This is a genomic window from Streptomyces sp. NPDC052042, assembly GCF_044548345.1.
GTDB lineage: Bacteria > Actinomycetota > Actinomycetes > Streptomycetales > Streptomycetaceae > Streptomyces.
In genome coordinates this window covers 1,000,849-1,023,743 of record NZ_JBIUBU010000001.1, presented here as the reverse complement: position 1 = coordinate 1,023,743, position 22,895 = coordinate 1,000,849, and the positions used below count along the sequence as shown (strand labels likewise).

At 72.5% G+C, this 22,895-nt stretch carries 16 protein-coding genes and 1 pseudogene; 7 read left to right on the top strand and 10 right to left on the bottom strand.

Annotated elements, in window-relative coordinates; translation table 11 throughout:
• Window positions 1–94: 94 nt before the first annotated feature.
• The gene (locus ACIHCL_RS04285; protein ID WP_399856736.1) at window positions 95–874 is read left to right on the top strand and encodes a phosphatase; all 780 of its coding nucleotides are present in this window, start codon (window positions 95–97) and stop codon (window positions 872–874) included.
• Between the two features lie 315 nt (window positions 875–1,189).
• Here ACIHCL_RS04285 and ACIHCL_RS04280 read toward each other — a convergent pair whose 3' ends face one another.
• From ACIHCL_RS04280 to ACIHCL_RS04265, 4 genes are all read right to left on the bottom strand, one after another.
• Window positions 1,190–1,927: an SAM-dependent methyltransferase gene (locus tag ACIHCL_RS04280; RefSeq protein WP_399856735.1), complete on the bottom strand. Its 738-nt coding sequence runs from the start codon at window positions 1,925–1,927 to the stop codon at window positions 1,190–1,192.
• 254 nt (window positions 1,928–2,181) lie between these two features.
• Window positions 2,182–3,117: an acyl-CoA thioesterase gene (locus ACIHCL_RS04275; RefSeq protein ID WP_399856733.1), complete on the bottom strand. Its 936-nt coding sequence runs from the start codon at window positions 3,115–3,117 to the stop codon at window positions 2,182–2,184.
• Between the two features lie 18 nt (window positions 3,118–3,135).
• Window positions 3,136–4,293: an acyl-CoA dehydrogenase family protein gene (locus tag ACIHCL_RS04270; protein ID WP_399856731.1), complete on the bottom strand. Its 1,158-nt coding sequence runs from the start codon at window positions 4,291–4,293 to the stop codon at window positions 3,136–3,138.
• Window positions 4,294–5,080: 787 nt separating this feature from the next.
• The gene (locus ACIHCL_RS04265) at window positions 5,081–5,476 is read right to left on the bottom strand and encodes a peptidase inhibitor family I36 protein (protein ID WP_399856729.1); all 396 of its coding nucleotides are present in this window, start codon (window positions 5,474–5,476) and stop codon (window positions 5,081–5,083) included.
• 616 nt (window positions 5,477–6,092) lie between these two features.
• Between ACIHCL_RS04265 and ACIHCL_RS04260 the strand changes: the two genes are divergently transcribed.
• Window positions 6,093–7,304 (top strand): lanthionine synthetase LanC family protein, encoded by a 1,212-nt coding sequence (locus ACIHCL_RS04260; protein ID WP_399856727.1) that lies wholly within the window; start codon window positions 6,093–6,095, stop codon window positions 7,302–7,304.
• A gap of 264 nt (window positions 7,305–7,568) precedes the next feature.
• On the opposite strand, the gene ACIHCL_RS04255 is transcribed toward ACIHCL_RS04260, so the two are convergent.
• The gene (locus ACIHCL_RS04255; protein ID WP_399856726.1) at window positions 7,569–9,035 is read right to left on the bottom strand and encodes a PucR family transcriptional regulator ligand-binding domain-containing protein; all 1,467 of its coding nucleotides are present in this window, start codon (window positions 9,033–9,035) and stop codon (window positions 7,569–7,571) included.
• Window positions 9,036–9,356: 321 nt separating this feature from the next.
• Here ACIHCL_RS04255 and speB point away from each other — a divergent pair, with 321 nt between their 5' ends.
• The 4 genes from speB to ACIHCL_RS04235 all read left to right on the top strand — a co-directional run bounded on the left by speB (window position 9,357) and on the right by ACIHCL_RS04235 (window position 16,692).
• Window positions 9,357–10,340 carry an agmatinase gene (speB, locus tag ACIHCL_RS04250; RefSeq protein WP_399856724.1) on the top strand — a complete coding sequence of 328 codons (984 nt, stop codon included), beginning with the start codon at window positions 9,357–9,359 and terminating at the stop codon, window positions 10,338–10,340.
• A 331-nt stretch (window positions 10,341–10,671) separates the two neighbouring features.
• Window positions 10,672–14,457, top strand: a complete 3,786-nt coding sequence (locus tag ACIHCL_RS04245; protein ID WP_399857143.1) for an ABC transporter ATP-binding protein — start codon at window positions 10,672–10,674, stop codon at window positions 14,455–14,457.
• Between the two features lie 277 nt (window positions 14,458–14,734).
• Entirely contained in the window at window positions 14,735–15,106 is a 372-nt protein-coding gene (locus ACIHCL_RS04240; RefSeq protein ID WP_399856722.1) for a hypothetical protein, read from the top strand.
• Window positions 15,107–15,204: 98 nt separating this feature from the next.
• Window positions 15,205–16,692, top strand: a complete 1,488-nt coding sequence (locus ACIHCL_RS04235) for a S28 family serine protease (RefSeq protein WP_399856720.1) — start codon at window positions 15,205–15,207, stop codon at window positions 16,690–16,692.
• A 151-nt stretch (window positions 16,693–16,843) separates the two neighbouring features.
• Here the strand turns inward: ACIHCL_RS04235 and ACIHCL_RS04230 are convergent, their stop codons facing one another.
• Both ACIHCL_RS04230 and ACIHCL_RS04225 read right to left on the bottom strand, forming a co-directional pair.
• A complete protein-coding gene (locus ACIHCL_RS04230) occupies window positions 16,844–18,736 on the bottom strand; it encodes a glycoside hydrolase family 3 protein (RefSeq protein ID WP_399856718.1) in 1,893 nt (630 codons plus the stop codon).
• 164 nt (window positions 18,737–18,900) lie between these two features.
• The gene (locus ACIHCL_RS04225; protein ID WP_399856716.1) at window positions 18,901–19,629 is read right to left on the bottom strand and encodes a LysR substrate-binding domain-containing protein; all 729 of its coding nucleotides are present in this window, start codon (window positions 19,627–19,629) and stop codon (window positions 18,901–18,903) included.
• On the opposite strand from ACIHCL_RS04225, the pseudogene ACIHCL_RS04220 reads away from it, so the two are divergent.
• Window positions 19,538–20,355: pseudogene (locus ACIHCL_RS04220) on the top strand (EamA family transporter); the annotation flags it as partial. The gene ACIHCL_RS04225 and the pseudogene ACIHCL_RS04220 sit on opposite strands and share 92 nt — an antisense overlap.
• Window positions 20,356–20,401: 46 nt before the next feature.
• Here the strand turns inward: ACIHCL_RS04220 and ACIHCL_RS04215 are convergent.
• The 3 genes from ACIHCL_RS04215 to ACIHCL_RS04205 all read right to left on the bottom strand — a co-directional run bounded on the left by ACIHCL_RS04215 (window position 20,402) and on the right by ACIHCL_RS04205 (window position 22,824).
• Window positions 20,402–21,199, bottom strand: a complete 798-nt coding sequence (locus ACIHCL_RS04215) for a sugar phosphate isomerase/epimerase family protein (protein WP_399856715.1) — start codon at window positions 21,197–21,199, stop codon at window positions 20,402–20,404.
• Between the two features lie 55 nt (window positions 21,200–21,254).
• A complete protein-coding gene (locus ACIHCL_RS04210; protein ID WP_399857142.1) occupies window positions 21,255–21,836 on the bottom strand; it encodes a GAF domain-containing protein in 582 nt (193 codons plus the stop codon).
• Between the two features lie 130 nt (window positions 21,837–21,966).
• Window positions 21,967–22,824 carry a S8 family peptidase gene (locus ACIHCL_RS04205; RefSeq protein WP_399857140.1) on the bottom strand — a complete coding sequence of 286 codons (858 nt, stop codon included), beginning with the start codon at window positions 22,822–22,824 and terminating at the stop codon, window positions 21,967–21,969.
• Between the last annotated feature and the right edge of the window lie 71 nt (window positions 22,825–22,895).

Here is a 22,895-nt window from a genome sequence, read left to right as displayed (position 1 = left end):
TGGTCTGCCCTGTCACAGGAAGATCCCGTCACAGGAAGATCCCGTCACAGGAAGATTCCGACACACTGCGCACATCTGACGGCACAATGGGTTCATGCCGATACCCAGCCGTGCCGCTCTCGTCGAGCACCTCGTCCGTACGCGCATCGCCGGAGACGTCGCCACACCCCGCGACAACAACCTCTCGCACTACCGCAAGCTCGCCAACGGGGACCGCCACTACTGGCTGGGACTGGAGCTCGGCGACCGCTGGCGCGATGAGCAGGACGTGCTGGCGGTGATGGCCGAGCGCTGCGGGGTCAGCGACGACCCGGAGCACCGGTTCGGGCAGGACACCATCGACCCGGAACTGACGGTCGGCGCGCTGGAGCGGATGGCGGCGCGGCTGCGGAAGGCGGCCGAGAGTTCGGAGCGGGTGCTGTTCGCGACCGGGCATCCGGGTGGTCTCCTCGACGTGCACCGGCAGACCGCGCAGGCGTTGCGGGCCGCCGGATGCGAGGTCGTGCGCATTCCGTCGGGGCTGGTGGCCGACGAGGGCATGGTGTTCCAGTTCGCGGACGTGGCGGTGCAGGAGCGTGGCGCGACACTCTGGCACACCCACTCGCCCGCCCCGATGGCCGCGATCCTGGACGGTCTGGAGCGGGAAGGCCGCCCGCTGCCCGATCTGGTGGTCGCCGACCACGGCTGGGCGGGATGCGCGGGACAGCGAGGGCTGGACGCGGTGGGATACGCGGACTGCAACGACCCGGCGCTGTTCCTGGGTGAGGCCGAGGGGACGCTCCAGGTGGTCGTGCCGCTGGACGACCATGTGCTGGATCCCCGGTTCTACGACCCGCTCACGGACTACCTGCTGGACGCGGCGGGGCTGCTCTGACCCCGGACGCAGCGGGGGCGCTTTGACCTGCCCTGGATGGGCCGGGGGCGCTCCGCCCCGGCGGAGCGCCCCCGAACCACTGCCCGGCACCACTGGACCGGCACCGGGGAAGCCCACTCATGCGGGTCCGGCGTCGGGCGGTGGGGTCTCGGAGCAGCAGGCCGAACGGTTCGGCGGATCAGCCGGCGGAGCGGTCGCAAACCGGCCCGCGAAGTGCCAGGGGCGGCCGGATCGGGCGGTGGAGTGGTGGGGACCGGCCCGCGGATGGCCCGGGAAGCAGCCCGGCGGATCAGTCCGTCGTCCGGCGGTTGGACCTCAGTCCGCGGTCCTGCGCAGGAGCAGGGTGAGGAACCCGAAGGTGTCCCGATAGACGTGCAGCCACTCGGAACGCCGGGCGGCGGCCGTCTCAAGCGCCTGGGCGCTGTCCGGATCGTCCGGGTGGTCCAGGGCCCACGACGCGATCGTTCCCCAGCACGCCCACTCGTAGGCGTCCAGTTCGGCGCGGGTGCTCACATGGCCGTACACGGGGGTCCATCCCTCCGCGACCACGCGGTCCACCGTGGTCGCCAGGTCGGCGAAGTCCCCGAGCATCTCGACGGCCTCCGGGGAGGGCTCACGGTCCCAGAACCCGTCACCGATCAGCACCCTCCCGCCCGGGGCCAGGTGTTCGCGCGCCGCGGCCAGGGTGGGCAGCAGCCCGCCGAAGGCATGGGACGCTCCGACGCTGAGCACCAGGTCGAAGGCGTGCGGGGAGGAGAATTCCCCGGCGCTCCGGTGGTGGAGGGCCAGACGGTCACCGACACCGCGGCGCAGGGCGTTGCGGCGGGCCAGGTCCAGGGCGTCCGGAGAGATGTCGACGCCCTCGGCATGCAGTCGAGGGTGTGCTTCCAGGGCGCGCAGAAGCCATTCCCCGCCGCCGCAGCCGAGATCGAGTATCCGCTCGTCGCCGCGCGGAAGCCCTTGTTCCAGCAGGCGTCGCACCGATTCGTCGTCGAGTGGGGCCTTGACGGGGTGGTGGGTGTGGGCGATCGCGGAGAGCTGTTCATGATTCATCGGCGCAGCGTGTCAGGACCGTGGCCGGTACGCACCCGCTTTTCGGCACGGGGCGGCACCGGACGGCCCGGCGCGAGGTGGGACGGTCACCGGCCGCCGAGGGGCGGCACCGGAGTGCACGGGGCCGAGGGGCCGGGGCACACGCCCTGCCCCGCCCCGCCCCGCGACGGCCCCGGCCCAGGGGCGCGCGCCGGCTTGCGGGCGCCCCGCGACGGCCGCTGCCCCCGCCCCGCACGCCCGCGCGCCCGCCCGGGTCACCGGGGTACGCGGACCACGCCCTCCTGGATGACGGTGATCGCCAGCCGGCCGTCCTGGGTGTAGATCCGCGCCTGGCCGAGCCCGCGCCCGCCGGACGCGGTCGGCGACTCCTGGTCGTACAGCAGCCATTCGTCGGCCCGGAACGGCCGGTGGAACCACATGGCGTGGTCCAGGCTCGCCCCGACCACGTCGCCGACCGCCCAGCCGCCGCGCCCGTGGGCGAGCAGCACCGAGTCCAGCAGCGTCATGTCGGAGACGTACGTCGCCATGCAGACGTGCAGCAGTGGGTCGTCGGCGAGCTTGCCGTTGGTGCGGAACCACACCTGGGAGCGGGGTTCGCGGGGCTCGCCGACCGTGGCGAACGGCGGCGCGTCCACGTACCGCAGATCGACTGCGGCGCGCGCCTCGATCAGCTGGTCCACCACCCCCGGATCGCTGAAGCGGTCCGCGTACCGGGGCAGCGACTCCTCTGCCGTCGGCAGCGTCTCCGGGTCCGGGGCGGGCGGCATCGCCGCCTGGTGCTCCAGGCCCTCCTCGTACGTCTGGAACGACGCCGAGAGGTGGAAGATCGGCTGGCCGTGCTGGATGGCGACGACCCGGCGGGTGGTGAAGGAGCGCCCGTCCCGGATGCGGTCGACGTCGTAGACGATCGGGGCGTCCGGGTCGCCGGGCCGCAGGAAGTACGCGTGCAGGGAATGGGCGGACGGGATTGCGAGTCCCCGCGCGGGACTCCGGTCGATACCCGGAACCGGGCCGGAGCCGTCCGTTTCGCCGCCGGGAACGGTGCGACCTGCGGCGACCAGGGCCTGGGCCGCGACCTGGCCGCCGAACACCCGGGGGATGACGGCCGAACGGCTCGTGCCCCGGAAGATGTCCCGCTCGATCTGCTCCAGGTCGAGCAGATCGAGCAGGGAGTCGAGTGCCGTGCTCATGGAAGGAACGCGCCCGTCCTACAGGCCCATCGACTTGGCGATGATCGACTTCATGACCTCGTTGGTGCCGCCGTAGATGCGGTTGACCCGGTTGTCCGCGTAGAGGCGGGCGATCGGGTACTCGTTCATATAGCCGTATCCGCCGTGCAGCTGGAGGCAGCGGTCGATGACGCGGTGGGCGACCTCGGTGCAGAACAGCTTGGCGGACGCGGCCTCGGCGGCGGTCAGCTCACCGGCGTCCAGGGCCTCCAGCGCGCGGTCGGCGACGGCCTCGGCGGCGTCCACCTCGGCCTGGCAGGCGGCCAGCTCGAACTTGGTGTTCTGGAAGGACGCGACCGGCTTGCCGAAGACCACGCGGTCCTGGACGTACTGCTTGGCGAACGCGACGGCGGCCCTGGCCTGCGCGTAGGCGCCGTAGGCGATGCCCCAGCGCTCGGACGGCAGGTTCTGGCCGAGGTAGTAGAAGCCCTTGTTCTCCTCGCCGAGCAGGTCGGCGGCGGGCACCTTCACGTCGACGAACGCCAGCTCGGCGGTGTCGGAGGCGCGCAGGCCCAGCTTGTCGAGCTTGCGGCCGACGGAGTAGCCCTCGGACTTGGCGTCGACGGCGAACAGCGAGATGCCGAAGCGGCGGTCCTCGGCGGTCGGCGCGGAGGTGCGGGCGCAGACGATCACGCGGTCGGCGTGGACACCGCCGGTGATGAACGTCTTGGCGCCGTTGAGCACGTAGTGCGTGCCGTCGTCCGAGAGCTTGGCCGTGGTCTTCATGCCCGCGAGGTCGGACCCGGTGCCCGGCTCGGTCATCGCGAGCGCCCACATCTCCTCGCCGGAGACGAACTTGGGCAGGTAGCGCTTCTTCTGCTCCTCGTCGGCCAGCATCTTGATGTACGGCAGGGCGAGCAGCACATGGACGCCGGAACCGCCGAAGGTGACGCCCGCGCGGGCGGTCTCCTCGTACTGGATGGCCTCGAACTTGTGGGTCTCCAGACCGGCGCCGCCGAATTCCTCGGGGACGTTGATCCCGAACAGGCCCAGCTCGGCGAGCTTGCCGTAGAACTCGCGCGGCACGATGCCCTGCTGGAACCACTCGTCGTAGTGGGGGACGACCTCGGCCTCGATGAAGGCGCGTATGGTCTCCCGGAACGCCTCGTGGTCCTCGTCGAATACCGTACGGCGCACGGGTGCCTCCTTGATCATCTTCGGTCGGGTTCGGACGGCGTCATCCGGACCAGGTCGGCTTCGGTCGGGTTCTGGGCCAGCCTGGCTAAGCGCTTGCTCAGGTAATAACAGAAGTTACCCGGCAGTTACTGCCGCTGTCCAGGGCCGTCCTTCCACCGCGATGGTCGCTGTCCGCCCGAGGCGTTGGTCATGGGGCGATGCTCGGCGAGGTCATGGGGCGATCGCCATGGGGAGACGGCGCGGGCCACGAGGCGTTCCGTCGTGCCCCGGCTGCCGCGCGTCGAGGGCCTGCGCCCTCGGGCCGTAGCGCATCCGGCCCGGGTGAGCAGACGCTCCCACATGGCCGGGAAGAGGCGACCCGGGTCGGTGACCGAGCGACTCCGGAGACCGGGTGGACGCCGGGTCCGGCAGAGGGTCGGCCCGGCGTCGTCCTTGAACACGGAGGCGGTGCAGGTGTCCTGCGGTTCGGCTCCGGCGCTGTCGTCCCGGGCGTGCGGGGCGTGCGGGGTGATTCCTCCGCGCGAGGGCCGACCCCGCCCTCGGAGGGGCGAGGACGGGGCCGGCGTATGAGCGGAGCGGCTGTCGGGGACTTTGTTGCCGCACGGCGAGCGGTCCGTGCCGTGGCCCCCCTGCGGGTCCTCATCGGTGTCGGCGCCGGGAGGCCTCGGCGCGGGCAACGGACGCGCGCCGGACAGCGCTGCCTTTCCCACCCCTCGGGCACTCCCCGGCCGATGGCCGGGGAGGAGGACGCACGGTGCGCCTCATGCGTGCGTCCCCGCTCCTCCCGTCACTGGGGCTGGAAGGAACGGATCTGGTAGTTCCCCTGAAGGTTGCCGCCCTTGCCGGAGGGGGTGGATCCGACGCGGTTGTTGTAGTTGGTCTTCGTGTAGTACTGCACGCGGTGGTTCGTCGAGTTCCACACGGAGCGGACGTTCTGGCCGCGTTGGATGAAGGAGCAGTCGTCGGCGGTGTTGGCCCGCTTCCGGTCCGACCACTGGCAACGCGTGCCCCCTCCGTTCCAGTCGCTGTAGATACAGAAGTACCCGGCGGTGCAGTTGTACGCGGTGGCGGTCTTCGGGGCCGCGGCGGGCGCGACCTCGCCGGCCGAGGCGGCGGCGGGTCCGGTGGCGAGCCCGAGGACCATGGCGAGCGAGGTGACGGCGAGCGCGGTGAAGCGGTTCATGGCGGATGCCTCTCTGCTGACGATGAGCCGGTGCCGCTCACGGCACTGGAGCTCCGGTGGCCAGGGGTTCGGCGACCAGGCTTCTTCTGGCGGCGGTCAGGGGTTCTTTCCCGATCAAGAGCTCGTTCCTGATCGACGGCAGCGTGACACGGCCGTGACCTGCGCAGAAAGGCGCGGATGCGGGGCGCTCGAAGCGTGCTGGGCAAGCGTGACACTCCGTCGCGCACCGGTGCGAAATGGAGGTGCGGAGTCCCGCCGGCCGCCCCGCCATCCCAGGGCTGAACCTCGTGCGTACGTCCGGCGGTTGGGGCGGTCGGGGCGGACTGGCCGCCGCCGCTCCGGCTCGTGCGACGGCGCGAACGGCCAATGCGCTGTTGAGCGGCTGCGCCAAGCGCACAACCACCCATCATACGAATAATTGCAATATCTCTTTCAGTCGGTACCAAAGCGGGAAACTGGTTGGCCGAGGGGGCCGGCAACGCCGCCCTGCCGTGACAGACGCATGAGAGACGGAGTCCTGCGCCGACGGCTCCGCATCCGGACATCAGCTGTCCACTGTTGAGTTGAACGAAGCCACCCGGACCGGTTCCGGGCGGCTCCTCGACGAGGAGTTCCGATGCACCCAGGCAGCCAGGCCCCGCTGCACCGTGCGGCCCCCGACATCGCCGTCCGGCTTCTCGACGACTTCTCCGAGGCCGGGCACGCGACCCCCGACCCCGGCATCCCCGTACTGGCCCGTCTGGTCGCGGAGACCTGCGACCCGGCGGCGGTGGCGAGCGCCGGACGCGCGGTGGAGCTGTGGGCGCGGTCCACCGGTCACGGCCCCTGCCACCCCGGCCTGCATGACGGCGGGCTGGCAGGAACGCTGATCGGGCTCAGGCTCGGCGCCCGTATCCATCCACCGCTGCACCGGGCCGCCGACAGGCTGCGCGATCACCTGCTGGACAAGGCGTGGAGACGTCCGTGGCGCACGGTGGACGTCGCGTTGCCCGACTACGACCTCGTCAGCGGGCCGTCCGGGACCCTGCTGGCCTTGTGCATCGGTACGCCTCAACCGAAGCGCAGCCAACTCATGCCGTTCACCGCGCACTTGACGGAACTGTGCGACAGCGGCGACCTGTACCGGCTGCGCGTCGGGCAGTACTCCGGCCATCCGGGTCTCGGCTGGTTGCAGGGCCGGGTGAACACGGGCATGGGACACGGTGTCGCCGGACTCGTCACGGCACTCACCGCCGCCGTCCGCCATGTGGGGCCGTGGCCGGAGCTGCTGGACGCGCTGCGCTGCGCCACCCGCTGGCTGGTGCGGCAGTCCTTCGACGACGCACGATCCGTCCGGAGCTGGGACGGTGCCGGACTCGACGGCCCGCCGCCGGAAGGGGGCCGGACCCGACAGGCGTGGTGCTACGGCAACCCCGGGGTCGCCTGGGCCCTCTGGGACGCGGCGGACGCCCTGGGCGACCGGAGCCTGGCCGACTGGGCGGCGGACGCGTTCACCACCCTCGCGGAACGGTACGACGAGGACCTTCATCTCGTCGGCGCTCCCCTGACCGAACGGCTCGGGTTGTGCCATGGCGCGGCGGGCGTGCTGGTGGTGGCGGACGCGTTCCACCGCTACGCCCGTCTCCCGGTCGCCGCCGTGCTGCGCGCCGGGCTGGCGGAGTACCTGGGACGACGACTTCCCGAGACCCTTGGCCCCGGAGCCCTTTCCAGCCGTGCGGCGCGGTCCTCCCACTCCCTGCTCGTCGGCGTTCCGGGGGTCTTGAGCGCCCTGCTCACCACCGTCCACGAAGCGCCGCGCGACTGGCTGCCCTGCCTCGGCCTGCGGTAACGGACGGCTCGCGGGACCGGGCGTGCGGTTCCCGGCCCGTGTACGGACGTGCGCGGGCACGACTCTTCGCCGTCCTTCACCGCACCCGGTTCGCGTACGGCGGACGCGGGGCCGGTCCATCCGCGGTCCCGATCCGTGCCGGGGTGGCACGGCCCGGCCCGTGTACGGGCCCGGCCCGTGTACGGGCGCGGGCCGGGTCGCCGTACGGCCCCGACCCGTACGGGGGTGCGCGGGGCGGCCGGCGTACGGCTCATGCCCCGGTGCTCACCGCGTCCGCAGGGCGAACCACAGCTCCGTCCGCACATCCATGTCGTCCAGGTCCGCGTCCAGCAGCGCCGCGCACCGGGTGATGCGCTGGCGGACCGTGTTGCGGTGGACCCGCAGGGCCGTGGCGGTGCGGTCCCAGCTTCCATGCAGACTCAGCCAGCAGCGCAGGGTCTCGATCAGTGGTTCGGTGAGCGGGGCGAGAAGCGCGCGGGCGTGGGCCTCGGCCTGGTCCGGAGGGACCAGCGCGGCCAGGCCGGAACCGGAGCAGGGGCGGTGGTGGACCAGCGGGGTGCGGGCCGCCACGGCGCGGCCCAGGGCGCGGGACGCCTGGGCATCGGCGAGTTCGAGAGCGGTGATCGCGACGGGGCCGGACGCGCCGAGCGTCCAGCCGGGCTGCGGGACGATCCGCTCACTGCCGGGGACCAGCACCCGTACGGCATCGCGCCCCCGGCCCGCGTCGACCAGGGGCGAGCCGAGCACGGCGCCGAGCGCTCCCGCGGTGAGCGGGTCGACGGGGGCACCGTCGGCACGGCGGGCGTGTACCACCGTCCACGGCTCGGCCCCGCCGAGGAGCGGTGCGACCTCTTCCGGGGCCGTGCCCAGCAGCAGCCGCACCAGTGCGGCGGAACGGCCCGCCGCGTCGGCGCCCTGGTGCGGGGCGGCCAGCAGCGACAGCAGCACGACCGCGATCCCGGCCACGGTGCGGTCGCCCTCCGCACGCCGCCCCGCCACCAGCCCCAGGACAAGGCCCCGACTGCCGCCCAGCGCGTACGCGGACACGTGCGCCCCGTGCACGGTGTCGGTGGCGGAGACCGGGGCGGGGCGCGTGGTGTCGGACACCACCCGGGTGAGCCGGGTCAGGGCGGCGTCGACATCGGGGGCCGGGTGGCGGCCCGCCGCGTGCAACTCCTCGCCGTCCGCGGAGAGCAGCACCGCCCGGCCCTCCAGCCCCGCCGCCAGTTGGTGCAGCACCGCCGGGACGGGATCCGGGCGGGCCGCGGCCGTGGCCAGGGCCTGCTGGGCGCGGGTCACCCGGCGCAGCTCACGGTGCCGGGCCTCGGCCATCAGCCGCCACACCGCCCGCGCGATCGCCGTGAACCGGGTCCGCGGCGGCACCTCCACCAGCGGCAGCCCATGCCGGTCGCATGCTTCGACCAGTTCCCGCGGCACCATGTCGAACACCGGCGTCACCCCGAAGCCCAGCGCCGCCGCACCCGCCTCCACCAGCCGGGACACATAGGTGTCCGCGTCGGCGTCCCGGAGCAGTACCCCGGCGCTCAGCAGCAGCTCGCCGCCCAGCAGATACGGGTAAGGATCGGCCATCTCCGAGGCGTGCACCCACAGCAGCTCCGCCTCGGCCGGGCCCGCGATCCGGCGCAGCCCCAGTTCCTCACGGGCCAGCAGCGCGGTGAGCGGGATCGGGGGAGTGGGCGGCGGAGTGACCCCGGCCATGGCCTGCGGCATGGACGAACCATCCATCTGAAACGGCGATGATGGATAAAACGTACACTTCACCACCGTCCGCGGGCCACCTACCGTCTTTACTGCGCACGACCATGCGCGGGTGCGGACGACGCGCGCCGCGCGATCGCGGACCACGTGCGGTGTGACCGCGCGCGGCCGACATGGAGACGCACCGACGTGGTGCACGACCGTGTACGCCCGCGCACCGCGAGCGGCGCGGCGCACGGCGCGCACTGTGACCGGGCGCACGCCCCGCACCACCGGGCACGCCCTGCGTCGCCATGCGCCGATACGAGACACGACACGAGAAAGGCCCCCACCATGAGCAGCAACGAAATGCCGCGCGGCCCCGTCGACTCCTCCCGTGTCCCGCGGTACGCCGGTCCCGCGACATTCGCCCGGCTGCCCCGCCTCGACGAGGTCCGTGCCACCGATGTCGCCGTCGTCGGCGTGCCCTTCGACACGGGTGTCTCCTACCGCCCCGGTGCCCGCTTCGGCGGCAACGCGATCCGTGAGGCGTCGCGCCTGCTGCGCCCGTACAACCCTGCGCAGGACGCCTCGCCGTTCGCGCTCGCGCAGGTCGCCGACGCCGGTGACATCGCCGTGAACCCGTTCGACATCAACGAGGCCGTCGAGACGATCGAGTCCGCCGCCGACGACCTCCTTTCCACCGGGGCCCGGATGATGACGCTCGGCGGCGACCACACCATCGCGCTGCCGCTGCTGCGTTCCGTCGCGAAGAAGCACGGGCCGGTCGCGCTGCTCCACTTCGACGCGCATCTCGACACCTGGGACACGTACTTCGGTGCCGAGTACACCCACGGCACCCCGTTCCGGCGGGCCGTCGAGGAGGGCATCCTCGACACCTCCGCGCTGTCCCACGTCGGCACGCGCGGCCCGCTCTACGGCAAGCAGGACCTGGACGACGACGCGAAGATGGGCTTCGGCATCGTGACCTCCGCCGATGTGATGCGGCGCGGCGTCGACGAGGTCGCCGACCAGCTCCGTCAGCGCATCGGTGACCGGCCGCTGTACATCTCCATCGACATCGACGTCCTGGACCCGGCGCACGCCCCCGGCACCGGCACCCCGGAGGCCGGCGGCCTCACCTCCCGCGAACTCCTCGAAATCGTCCGGGGACTGGCCTCCTGCAACCTGGTCTCCGCCGACCTGGTCGAGGTCGCCCCCGCGTACGACCACGCCGAGATCACCTCCGTCGCCGCCTCCCACACGGCGTACGAACTGACCACGATCATGTCCCGCCAGATCGCGACCGCCCGGCAGCCGGGCGGCTCCGCGGCCTGACCGTCCGGCGGATCCATGGCCCGTGTGCTCCCCGGCCGCGGGGGCGCACGGGCCGTTCACCGCCCGACGGCTGCTCCGCAGACGCCCGTGATCCTCTCGACGGCTTCGAGCCCCGCCTCCCGGCCCCGGGGAATTCCCGCCGCTGATCCGCGCTCGGGGAGCCCGGCAGGTCCTGGGCGGTGTCGCGCCGACCTCCGGGCCCCGGGTTCGTTACGGCGGGATGAAATCCGCTGCCCACGGTGTTGGTGCCTTGCGGCAGACCAGGTCGATCGGGAGGGCACCGGTGACGGACGCAGGGGACGCGGAGAGCGCGAGGCGCGGCGGCGGCGCGGTGGGCGCGGCGCAGGCCCCGGGCTGGGTGCGGCGGCTGAGCGGCTACGCGTGGCGCTACCGGCGCAACGTACTGCTGGCGCTCGGCTCGTCGCTCGCCGGCATGGCGGTCATGGCGGTCGTCCCGCTGATCACCAAGGTGATCATCGACGACGTGGTCGGCGACCACACCGGGTCCCTCGCCGTCTGGACCGGGCTCCTGCTGGTCGCCGCCGTCCTGGTGTACGCGGCCACGTACATCCGCCGCTACTACGGCGGACGCCTCGCCCTGGACGTCCAGCACGACCTGCGCACCGAGATGTACGGGACGCTCACCCGGCTCGACGGGAGGCGGCAGGACGAGTTGTCGACCGGGCAGGTCGTGGGGCGCGCGACCAGCGACCTCCAGCTCATCCAGGGGCTGCTCTTCATGCTCCCGATGACCATCGGGAACGTCCTCCTCTTCATCATCTCCCTGGTGATCATGGCGTGGCTCTCACCGCTGCTCACCCTGGTCGCGCTCGCCGTCGCCCCCGCCCTCTGGTACATAGCCCGCCACTCCCGTGCCCGGCTCTTCCCGGCCACCTGGTACGCCCAGGGGCAGGCCGCGGCCGTCGCGGGGGTGGTCGACGGGGCGGTCTCGGGGGTCCGGGTCGTCAAGGGGTTCGGACAGGAGGAGCAGGAGACCGGCAAGCTGCGGGCGGTCGGGCGGAGGCTGTTCGCCGGACGTCTGCGGGCGATCCGCATGAACGCCCGCTACACCCCCGCCCTCCAGGCCGTACCCGCGCTCGGCCAGGTCGCGATGCTGGCCCTCGGCGGCTGGCTCGCCACCCGGGGCCAGATCACCCTCGGCACGTTCGTCGCGTTCTCCACCTACCTCGCCCAGCTCGTCGGCCCGGTCCGGATGCTGGCCATGGTCCTCACGGTCGGCCAGCAGGCCCGTGCCGGTGTCGAACGCGTCCTGGAACTGATCGACACCGAGCCGACCATGGCGGACGGCACGAAGGAACTGCCCGCCGACGCCCCGGCGAGCGTCGAGTTCGACGACGTACGGTTCGGCTACGCCGACGGCCGCCCCGTCCTCGACGGGTTCTCGCTGACCATCGAGCCCGGCGAGACCATCGCCGTCGTCGGTGCGTCCGGCAGCGGCAAGTCCACCGTCTCGCTGCTGCTGCCCCGCTTCTACGACGTGACGCACGGTGCCGTCCTCGTCGGCGGCCACGACGTCCGCGAGCTGACCCAGCAGTCCCTGCGCGCCGCCATCGGCCTCGTACCGGAGGACAGCTTCCTGTTCTCCGACACCGTGCGCGCCAACATCGCCTACGGCCTCCCCGACGCCACCCAGGAGCAGATCGAGGAGGCGGCCCGCGCCGCCCAGGCCGACCGGTTCATCGCGGAACTGCCCGACGGCTACGACACCAAGGTCGGTGAACACGGACTCACCCTGTCCGGCGGCCAGCGCCAGCGCATCGCGCTGGCCCGCGCCATCCTCACCGACCCCCGTCTGCTCCTCCTCGACGACGCCACCTCCGCCGTGGACGCCCGGGTCGAGCACGAGATCCACGAGGCGCTGCGGCAGGTGATGGCCGGGCGCACCACCCTGCTGATCGCCCACCGCCGCTCCACCCTCGGCCTCGCGGACCGCATCGCCGTCCTGGAGGACGGGCGGCTCGCGGACATCGGCACCCACGAGGAACTGGAGCGCCGTTCCGCGCTCTACCGGCGCCTGCTCACCGACCCCGACGAACTGGGCGGCACCTCGCCCGGACACCGGTCGGCCGCGCCCGCCGACACCGACGCCGAGGACGACCGCGCGCTCCGCAAGGAGCTCGACGCGGAACTCGACGCCGAGTACGACGCCGAGCGGGGAATCAGCCCGCGCCTGTGGGTCCGCAAGGACGAGCCGCGCGACAACGGGGCGGCCGGCATGCCCGCGACGCCCGAACTGCTCGCCCAGGTCGAGGCGCTGCCGCCGGCCACCGACACCCCCGACATCGACGAGGCGCGGGCCGTCCGCCCCGAGGACTCGTACGGGCTGCGCGGGCTGCTGCGCGGCTTCGGGCTGCCGCTCCTGCTGAGCCTGCTGCTGGTCGCGGTGGACGCGGGCGCCGGGCTGCTGCTGCCGGTGCTGATCCGGCACGGCATCGACCAGGGCGTCACCCGGCTCGCGCTCGGCGCGGTCTGGGCGGCGTCCGCGCTGGCCCTGCTGGTCGTACTGGTGCAGTGGGCGGCCCAGATCGGCGAGACCCGGATGACCGGCCGTACCGGCGAACGCGTCCTCTACTCGCTCCGCCTCAAGATCTTCGCGCAGCTCCAGCGGCTCGGCCTGGACTACTACGAGCGCGAGCTGACCGGCCGCATCATGACCCGGATGACCACCGACGTGGACGCGCTGTCCACGTTCCTCCAGACCGGTCTGGTCACGGCCTTCGTCTCCGTCGTCACCTTCCTCGGCATCATGGTCGCCCTGCTGGTCCTGGACGTGGAGCTGGCCCTCGTCGTCTTCACGACCCTGCCGGTGCTGGTGATCGGCACGTACTTCTTCCGCCGCAAGAGCGTCCAGGCGTACGAACTGGCCCGTGAACGCATCAGCGTGGTCAACGCCGATCTCCAGGAGTCCGTCTCCGGGCTGCGGATCGTGCAGGCGTTCCGCCGCGAGGACGACGGCACGCGCCGGTTCGCCGAGCGCAGCGCCGACTACCGCGAGGCCCGGATCCGGGGGCAGTGGCTGATCTCGGTCTACTTCCCGTTCGTGCAGCTGCTGTCGTCGGTGGCCTCGGCGGCCGTGCTGATCGTCGGCGCGGGCCGGGTCGACAACGGCACCCTCACGGCGGGCGCCCTGGTCGCGTACCTGCTGTACATCGACCTGTTCTTCGCCCCGGTGCAGCAGCTCTCCCAGGTCTTCGACGGCTACCAGCAGGCCACCGTCTCGCTCCGCCGTATCCAGGAGCTGCTGCGGGAGCCGGCGTCGGCCGAGAGCCCGGACGAACCGGTGGACGTGCCGTCGCTGCGCGGCGAGATCGCCTTCGAGGACGTGTCCTTCGCGTACGGGAGCGATACGGGGGACGGGAGCGACGACGCCGGTGATGCCGCGCGCGCCAAGGACGCCGAGGCGGCGCTGTCCGGTGTCGATCTGCGGATTCCGTCCGGTCAGACGGTCGCGTTCGTGGGCGAGACCGGGGCCGGGAAGTCCACCCTGGTCAAGCTGGTGGCCCGGTTCTACGACCCGACGGGCGGCCGGGTCACGGCGGACGGTGTCGACCTGCGCCGCCTCGATCTCACCGCGTACCGGCACCGGCTCGGGGTGGTGCCGCAGGAGGCGTACCTCTTCGCTGGTACGGTCCGGGACGCCATCGCGTACGGGCGGCCGGAGGCCGGCGACGCGGAGGTGGAGGCGGCGGCGCGGGCGGTCGGCGCCCACGACATGATCGCCACCCTGGACGACGGCTACCTCCACGAGGTGGCCGAGCGGGGCCGCAACCTGTCCGCCGGACAGCGCCAGCTCATCGCGCTCGCCCGCGCCGAACTCGTCGACCCGGACGTCCTGCTGCTCGACGAGGCGACCGCCTCCCTGGACCTGGCCAGCGAGGCCCTGGTCAACCAGGCGACCGACCGCCTCGCCGGGCGGCGCACCACCCTGGTCGTCGCCCACCGGCTGACCACGGCCGCCCGAGCCGACCGGGTCGTGGTGATGGACCACGGCCGGGTCGTCGAGGACGGCACGCACGACGAACTCCTCGCCCGGGACGGGCATTACGCCGGGCTGTGGCGCACCTTCATAGGGGAGGACGAGCCCGCCGGGGTGTGACCGGCGGGCCGGATTCGGCGGTGGGCCGGGGACACGCCCCACGGTCGCTTTGACGGGGAAGTGTGCCGAATGCAACCGTCTGACGGACCGCTGCGTCGTACGCATGTATGGATAGGTGTCGAGCGGGCGTGCGCGTGTTCGGTAAGGGGACGGGGCGAGGGGCGGGCCTAGGGACGGACCGAGGGGACGGGAGCTGCCGGTGAGCGCGGGGGCGGGTGAGGTCGGGCGGGACCGCCGGGTCCGACGGGCCGGCTGGGCCGGGCGGGCAGGAGGGGGCGTGCCCGCGCGTTTCCTCACCCTGTCGCTGGCGACCGTTCTCGCGCTGGTGGCCACCGGTACCGTCGAGGGCCGGGCCGAGGCCACGGCGGCCTGCTCCGGGCGCCTGGCGAAGACGGTCCCGTTCAAGACCGGTGAGCTGCGCGTCTACAAGAGCCGCGCCTATGCCTGCGCCGTCGCGGTCGCCAAGAAGCCCGGCCCGAAGCGCCCGATGTCCGTGACGATCCAGCCGCGCGGCGGCGGCCCCGTCGTCGACAGCGGCCAGTACACCCGGCAGGCCGGTCCCGTGACGGTCCATGCGCTCAACCGGTGTGTCCGGGCATCGGCCGCCATCGCGGGCAAGTCCGGTTCCACCGGCTGGATCCTCTGCTGATGCTTTCGTCCCGTTCTTCCCATCGTCAATAAGGTCTGGCGACACGGGAGTTACCCCGCTAGGTTCACGACCACCGTTGTGAACCCAGGGGAGGATGCATGCGCAAGGCGCTCAGAGGTGTCCTGTCGCTCGCGGTGCTCGTGGGCACGGTGAGCGCGACCGGGGCCACGGCCGGGGCGGCCACCGCCGCTCAACCGGCCGCGCCGCGAACCGCGACCGCCGTCGACCACGGCACAAGTCCGGGCACGGCCGCGAGTGCGGACATCAAGGACCGCCTCCTGGCCATCCCGGGAATGAGTCTCATCGAGGAGAAGCCGTACGAGGGCTACCGCTACTTCGTCCTCGAATACACTCAGCCGACCGACCACCGAAACCCGTCCAAGGGCACGTTCCAGCAGCGCCTGACCCTGCTGCACAAGGACACGTCCCGGCCGACCGTCTTCTTCACCAGCGGCTACAACGTCTCGACCACGCCGAGCCGTTCCGAGCCGACCCGGATCATCGACGGCAACCAGGTCTCCCTGGAGTATCGGTTCTTCACTCCGTCCCGTCCGTCGCCCGCCGACTGGTCCAAGCTCGACATCCGGCAGGCCGCCGACGACCAGCACCGGATCTTCACCGCGCTGAAGGGCGTCTACACCAAGAACTGGCTGACCACCGGTGGTTCGAAGGGCGGCATGACCGCCACGTACTACAAGCGCTTCCACCCGCAGGACATGGACGGCGTCGTCGCGTACGTCGCGCCCAACGACGTGGTGGACAAGGAGGACTCCGCGTACGACCGGTTCTTCGCCGAGGTGGGCACCAAGAAGTGCCGCGACCGGTTGAACGGGGTGCAGCGCGAGGCGCTGGTCCGCCGCGGGGCGCTGGAGAAGAAGTACCAGGAGTACGCCGCCGCGAACGGCTACACCTTCAACACCCTCGGTTCGCTGGACCGGGCCTACGAGGCCGTCGTGATGGACTACGTCTGGTCCTTCTGGCAGTACAGCCTGCTGGCCGACTGCGACACCATCCCGGCCGACGCCAAGTCCGCCTCCGACCAGGAGATCTGGGACTCGATCGACTGGCACTCCGGCTTCTCCTCCTCCGCCGACCAGGGTCTGGTTCGGTACGTTCCGTACTACTACCAGGCAGGCACCCAGCTCGGCTCGCCCACCATCAAGCAGCCGTGGCTCGGCGGGCTCAGCCGCTACGGGTACCAGCCGCCGCGCAACTTCGTGCCGCGCGCCATCCCGATGAAGTTCCAGCCGCAGGCGATGCGCGACATCGACACCTGGGTGAGGCACCGTGCCGACCACATGCTGTACGTCTACGGCGAGAACGACCCGTGGGGTGCCGAGCGCTTCCGGCCGGGCACGAGCGGGCGGGACAACTACGTCATGACGGTGCCGGGCGGCAACCACGGCGCGAACGTGGCCGGGCTGGTCGAGGAGGACCGGGCGAAGGCCACCGCGGCCATCCTGCGCTGGGCGGGTGTCGCGCCCGCCGCCGTGCGGGAGGACCCGGCGCAGGCGAAGCCGCTCGCGAAGTTCGACGCGCGGCTCGACGACCGGGGCGTGATCAACGAGCACGGGGTGCGCCCGTAGCCCGTCGGTTTCTCCGTCCACCCGTCGGTTTCTCCGGCCACGCGGGAAGGGGGCCGCGCATCATGCGCGGCCCCCTTCCCGTACGGCACCGCCCGGACGCCGGGGGCGGCGTGCGGGGTCCGGCCCCGCCACGCCGCCCACCGGCCGGGCGTCAGTACCGCAGCCCGTATCCGACCGGGTACAGCACCCGCGCCGGATCGTCCGCGCGCTGCACCGGAACCGGCAGGGTGCCCTGCGGCCGGGCGTGGCCGGAGATGACCCGGGCGGCGGCACGGAGTTCGACATCGGTCCAGGAGTACGTGGCCAGGCACGCCGCGAATCCGGTGCCGGAGAGCTGTGCGACGTCGTACGGATTGCGGATCGCGACCGTGATCACCGGGACCCCGGTGGCCGCGAGGGCGCTCACGAGGGTGCGCTGCGAACTGGTCGCGGACACGTTGTACGTCCCCACGACCACCGCGTCCTTGCCCCGGGCGGCGGCCACCGCCTGGTCGATCGCCGCCTGGCTCGGGGCGGTACCGGTGGACAACGCCGTGGCGGTATGGCCGAGTTCGGTGAACGCCTCGGCGAGGGTGGTGGTCGGCGGTCCGGTGGTACCGGACGGGGAAGCGGGGTCGGCGCCGACCACGAGCAGCTTCTTGTGGGAGCGGCGGGAGAGCGGCAGCACCGCGCCGTCGTTGGCGAGCAGGGTGGTGGTGCGCTCGGCGATCCGGTCGGCGGCGGTGCGGTGGGCCCGCGTCCCGACGACCCGGTCCACGTCCTTGTGGCTGACGAACGGCTTGTCGAACAGGCCCAGCTTCGTCTTCAGCCGCAGGATGCGCAGGATCGATTCGTCGATCCGCGCCTCGCTGAGTTCGCCGCTCTTCACGGCCGCCAGGACGGCGTGCCAGGCGACGGCGAGGTTCGGCGGGTTGAGCAACTGGTCGACGCCCGCCTTCAGGGCGAGGACCGGCACGCGTTCGTCGCCGTACTTCGTCCGTACGCCCTGCATGTCGAGCGCGTCGGTCACCACGACACCGTCGTAGCCGAGTTCCTCGCGCAGGACGCCGGTGAGGATCGGGCGGGACAGGGTCGCCGGGTCCTCGGACGGGTCCAGCGCCGGTACCACGATGTGGGCGGTCATGATCGAGTCGATGCCCGCGGCGATCGCGGCCCGGAACGGAGGCGCGTCCAGCTCCGCCCACTCCTCGCGGGTGTGGGTGATGGCCGGGAGCCCGGTGTGGCTGTCGGTGCTGGTGTCGCCGTGGCCCGGGAAGTGCTTGGCCGTCGCGGCGACGCCGCCGCTCTGATACCCCTTCACCTGCGCGGCGACCATCCCGGCCACGGACCGCGGATCGGAGCCGAAGGAGCGCACGCCGATCACCGGGTTGGCCGGGTTGACGTTGACGTCGGCGTCCGGCGCGTAGTTCTGGTTGATGCCGAGCGCGGCCAGCTCGGCACCGGCGATCTGCCCGGCCCGGCGCGCGTCGGAGGGCGAGCCGCCAGCACCCAGCGCCATCGCGCCCGGCAGCAGCGTGGCGGGCTCGCCCACCCGGCACACGATGCCGTGTTCCTGGTCGGTGGCGACGAGGAGCGGCAGGGGAGTGGGCCCGGCGAGCCCGGCGCGCTGGATGCCGTTGGAGAGGTCGGCGATCTGGTGCGGGTCGCGGGTGTTGTGGGCCCAGACGAAGTAGATGATCCCGCCGACGTGGTACTTGGCGATCAGCTCGGCGGCGGTGCGGACCCCGATCTCGGCCATGTTGGCGTCGATGTCGGCCTGGTCGGGCGCGGTGGCGGAGTGCCCGTACACCCGCATCACGAAGAGCTGTCCGACCTTCTCCTCCAGGCTCATCCGGGAGATGAGCCGCTTGAGGCGCTTGGTCGTGGCCGCCGAGTGGTGGTTCCCGGCGGTGTCCGCGCCGCTCGCGGCCCCCTGGGCGGAGGCGGCGGGGGAGGCCCCGGAAGAGGCCACGGCACCGGGCGCGGCGGCCCCGCCCGTGACGGCGACCGCGGCGGTGGCGGCGGTGGCGGTGAGAAGCGTGCGTCTGGAGGTGCGGTGGGGCACGTGAGCTCCTTCGGCCTTGCTGGGGGACGAGAGTGAAAGAAACTTCCGAGGAGCACGGATATCCAGAAAATAACTTCCGGTCAAGGGTTCGGGCCGTATTCGGTCCGGGGCCGGTGAGTCCGCCGGGGCCGGTGAACCTGATGGGGCCGGAGCGGCGGGCCGGGTCAGGTCAGCCCTGCCGTCGCCCCGTGGGCCTGGAGCGCCGTCACCGCCGCCGTGATCGCGGGCCGCCGGGCCGCGCCCGCACGCCACAGCGCGTACAGCCTGCGCACCGGCACCGGGTCCAGCGGCACCGCCACCACCCCCGCGGGCAGCGGTCCCCGTCCCAGCCGGGGGATCATCGCGACGCCGAGCCCGGCGGCGAGCAGCGCGAGCTGGGTATGGTTCTCCTCCGCCTGATGCCGGATGTCCGGCTCGTAACCCGCCGCGCGCAGGGTCCGTACCAGCCAGTCGTGGCAGACCCTCCCCGGCGGCTGGCAGATCCACCGCTCCTTCGCCAGTTCCTCGCGCCGTACCGCTTCCCGCCCCGCGAGCCGGTGCCCCTCGGGCACCAGCAGATCGCACCGGTCGTCGCCGATCACCGCCTGTGCCACGCCCTCGGCAGCGGGCAGCGGGGCGATGTCCCAGTCGTGCGCGACCGCCAGATCGATCACCCCCTTGGCCACCAGGTCGACCGAGAGGTGCGGATCGACCTCGGTCAGCCGGACCTCCAGGGCCGGATGGTCCCGTTCCAGCCCTGCCAGCACCCCGGGCAGCAGCCCGCGCGCCGCCGACGCGAACGCGCCGATCGACAGCCGCCCCGTCTTCTTCGTCGGCCGGCCCAAGGTCGCCTGGAAGTGGATCGTGGGCGTGGGCCTGGTCCTCGGCGTGGCGAAGTTCGGGCTGCTGTTCATCGGCATGGACCGCGGCATGCCCGCCGGCCTCTCCTCCCTCGTGCTTCAGGTCCAGGCGGTCTTCACGGCCCTCTTCGCGGCCCTGGCGCTGGGGGAGCGGCCGGGAAGGACACGGCTGCTGGGGATGGCCGTGGCGCTGGCGGGCATCGGCGTGGCCGCGGTGGACGAGGGGACGAGCGGGCCGGTGTTCGCCTTCGCGCTGGTGGTCGCGGCAGCCGCCTGCTGGGGCGTGTCCTACGTACTGACCCGCAAGGCCGCCCCGCCGGACTCCCTGAACTTCATGGTCTGGGTCTCGGCCGTGCCGGTGCTGCCGCTGCTCGGCCTCTCCCTCCTCTTCGAGGGCTGGGACCGCGATGCCGACGCGCTGGCCGCGCTCGACTGGAGCGGCGTCGGGATCATCGTCTATGTCGCCTGGATCACCACCGTGTTCGGCTTCGGCGCCTGGGGCTACCTGCTGCGCCGGCACCCGGCGTCGTCGGTGGCCCCGTTCACCCTCCTGGTGCCCGTCTTCGGGATGTCCTCGGCGGCCCTGCTGCTGGGCGAGTCGGTGAGCCCCTGCGCTGGTGCGCGGCGGCGCTGCTGGTGGGCGGAGTGGCCCTCGCCTCACTGGCGGGGAGGCGGTGGGGGCGTACGACGACGGCGGGGCCGGAGCCGGATCCGGTGGTGGATCCGTCGGCGGACCAGGCGAAGGCGGACACGGTGCCTCCGTTGTCCCGCGTCGTCTGACGGCGCCCGGGGCGTTCTGTTTCCCGGGCGGTTCTGTCGGGGCGTTCTACCGCTGCGTCGCGCCCAGGCGCAGCAGGTGGTCCCGCCCGGCCGCCAGTAGGCCCGGCAGTTCCGCCGCCCCCGGGTGCCACCGCTTCTCGTACTCCCAGCAGACCCAGCCGTCCCAGGCATCGCCGCCCAGCGCGTCCAGACAGGCCCTCAGCGGCAGTACCCCGGCGCCCAGTGGCAGCGGGGTCAGGTCGTCCGCCGAGGCGATGTCCTTCACCTGTACGTAGCCCAGGTGCGGGGCGAGTGCCGCCTGGCCGGCGGCCGGGTCCTCGCCGGCGAGCCAGGTGTGCATGACGTCCCACAGCGCACCGATCCGCGGGTGGCCGACCGCGCCGACGACCCGGGCCGTGTCGGTGCCCGCCCGGTGCGAGTCGTGGGTTTCCAGCAGGACGCGTACGCCCAGCTCGTCGGCGTGGGGCGCGGCGGCGGCCAGCCTCCGGGCGGCCGTCTCGTCGGCCGCGGCGGGGTCCTGGTCGCCCCCGCCCGGGAAGACCCGGACGTTGTGCGCGCCCAGGTCGTGGGCCAGCTCCACCAGTCCGGCGATCTCGGCCAGCACGGGGCCGTCGTCGCCCTCGGCCGCGACCCGGGCGTATCCGGCGACGGTCAGGATCTCGACGCCCTCCTGCTCGAACTCCTTGGCGACCGCCCCTCGTTCGAAAGCCGAAAGGCCCGGGTGTACCGGCTCCTCCGGATGGGCGCGCAACTCCACGCCCTGATAGCCGTGTTCGGTGGCGAGCCGGACCACGTCGGCCATCGGCATGCCCGGCACGCCGAGGGTCGAGAAAGCGAGCTTCACTGCGTGGTCCTTCCGTCGTCGCCGTGCGTCGCTGCTCCGCAGGGCTCCCGAAGGCTCAGCACGGCTCTCGGAGCAACTGCTCCAGACTACCCAGCAGCCGCAGCGCGTCCGCCCGCTGCCCGGGGTCCAGCCGCCCGCCCGCGCCCCGTGCCCCGGTCTCGGCGGGCGCGTACGCCACCACCCGCAGCGCCGCCGCGGCCTGGCGGGCGAACATCGCGAGCAGGTCCAGCTCCCGCAGGTTCGTACGGGCGCACGGCGAGGGATCGAGCACCTCCAGCACGCCCAGCACCCGGCCCTCGCTGATCAGCGGGGCCGCCATCAGCGCGTTCGGCACGTACTCGGTGGACTCGGCGAGCGACCGGTCGAAGGACGGATCGGCGGTGAGGTCGTCCACCACCATCGGCTCGCCCGAGGTCGCCACCCAGCCCGCGATCCCGCGCCCGGCCGGGAAACGGCGGCCCACCAGGAACTCCTCGCCCTGGCCGGAGACCGCCTGGAAGACCAGCTCGTCCGCCTCCTCGTCCAGCAGGAAGACCGAGCTCGCCTCCGCGCCGAAGATCGCGCGGGCCACATCGACGACGGACTGGAGGAGTTCGCGCCGGGCCGCGGTCACCGCCGGGGCGTTTCCCGGATGCACCGACGGGAACGTCTCCGCAGCCGCTGTCGGGATGGTTCCCGCACCGACCGCCGGGACTGCCTCGGCGGCCACCGTCGCGACCGTTTCCGCGTTCACCGTCGGGGCCGTTCCCGGAGTGATTGGCGCTGATTCAGATCTTGGTGTCATCACAGACCTCTCCTGCCGGATCGGAGGGCCGCGGACCGAACCGCACGTTCGCCGCGGAGAGATAAAGGGCGTTCTTGAGCTGAAAGGCCGTCATCCTGGGGTGCGCCGACAGGAGACGCGCGCACAGCCCGCTGATGTACGGGGTCGCGAAGCTGTTGCCGGTGGTACGGATCGACGTGCCGCCCAGCCAGGGCACCGACACGTTCTGACCGGGGGCGAAGAACTCCACCGGTGGTTCGGGGTTGTAGAGGTGCAGGTCCGGGTCGTCCTCCTGGTGGCTGCCCACCGAAATCACCGAGGCGAACCGCCATGGATAGCTCTCCACCGGGCTGTTGTGCGCCGAGGCGACGACGACCGTACGGCTGAAGTAGGCGTGGTCGGCCAGCGCGTGCAGTTCCTGGGCGAACCGGGCGCGGGTGGTAGACAGCGACAGGTTCACCACGTCGAAGCCCTGCTCGACCGCCCACCGCAGTCCGGCGAGCAGTACGTCCCCGGTGCCGGAGAACCGTTCCCCCAGCACCCGGACGCTGTACAGCTCGCACTCCGGGGCGGTGCGGCGGATGATGCCCGCGCACGCGGTGCCGTGCCCGCAGGTGTCCCCGGTGTCGGTCTCCCTGACCTCGGTCTCACCGGTCTCCGGATCCTTGACCACCACCCACGAACCAGCGAGCGGCCCCACCCCCGGATGGTCGCGCTCCACCCCGGAGTCCACCACGCACACCCGCACGCCCCGCCCGGTGCCCGGCACCGTGCCGTCGTCGCGGAGGCCGTCGTGTCCGGGACCGGGGTCGGCCCGGACCGGCACGTCGTCGGGGCCGCGCCCCCGCAGGCTCCAGGTCAGCCCCGTCCTGGGGGTGGGTGCGGGTGCAGGCGCGCGTGCCGGTGCCGGTGTCGACGCCGATGCGGGTGCGG

Coding starts and splice junctions, on each gene's coding strand:
- speB (WP_399856724.1), top strand. CDS start 9,357: ATGAGCAGCAACGAAATGCCGCGCGGCCCCGTCGACTCCTCCCGTGTC.
- ACIHCL_RS04285 (WP_399856736.1), top strand. CDS start 95: ATGCCGATACCCAGCCGTGCCGCTCTCGTCGAGCACCTCGTCCGTACG.
- ACIHCL_RS04235 (WP_399856720.1), top strand. CDS start 15,205: ATGCGCAAGGCGCTCAGAGGTGTCCTGTCGCTCGCGGTGCTCGTGGGC.
- ACIHCL_RS04265 (WP_399856729.1), bottom strand. CDS start 5,476: ATGAACCGCTTCACCGCGCTCGCCGTCACCTCGCTCGCCATGGTCCTC.
- ACIHCL_RS04280 (WP_399856735.1), bottom strand. CDS start 1,927: ATGAATCATGAACAGCTCTCCGCGATCGCCCACACCCACCACCCCGTC.
- ACIHCL_RS04225 (WP_399856716.1), bottom strand. CDS start 19,629: ATGAACAGCAGCCCGAACTTCGCCACGCCGAGGACCAGGCCCACGCCC.
- ACIHCL_RS04275 (WP_399856733.1), bottom strand. CDS start 3,117: ATGAGCACGGCACTCGACTCCCTGCTCGATCTGCTCGACCTGGAGCAG.
- ACIHCL_RS04260 (WP_399856727.1), top strand. CDS start 6,093: ATGCACCCAGGCAGCCAGGCCCCGCTGCACCGTGCGGCCCCCGACATC.
- ACIHCL_RS04255 (WP_399856726.1), bottom strand. CDS start 9,035: ATGCCGCAGGCCATGGCCGGGGTCACTCCGCCGCCCACTCCCCCGATC.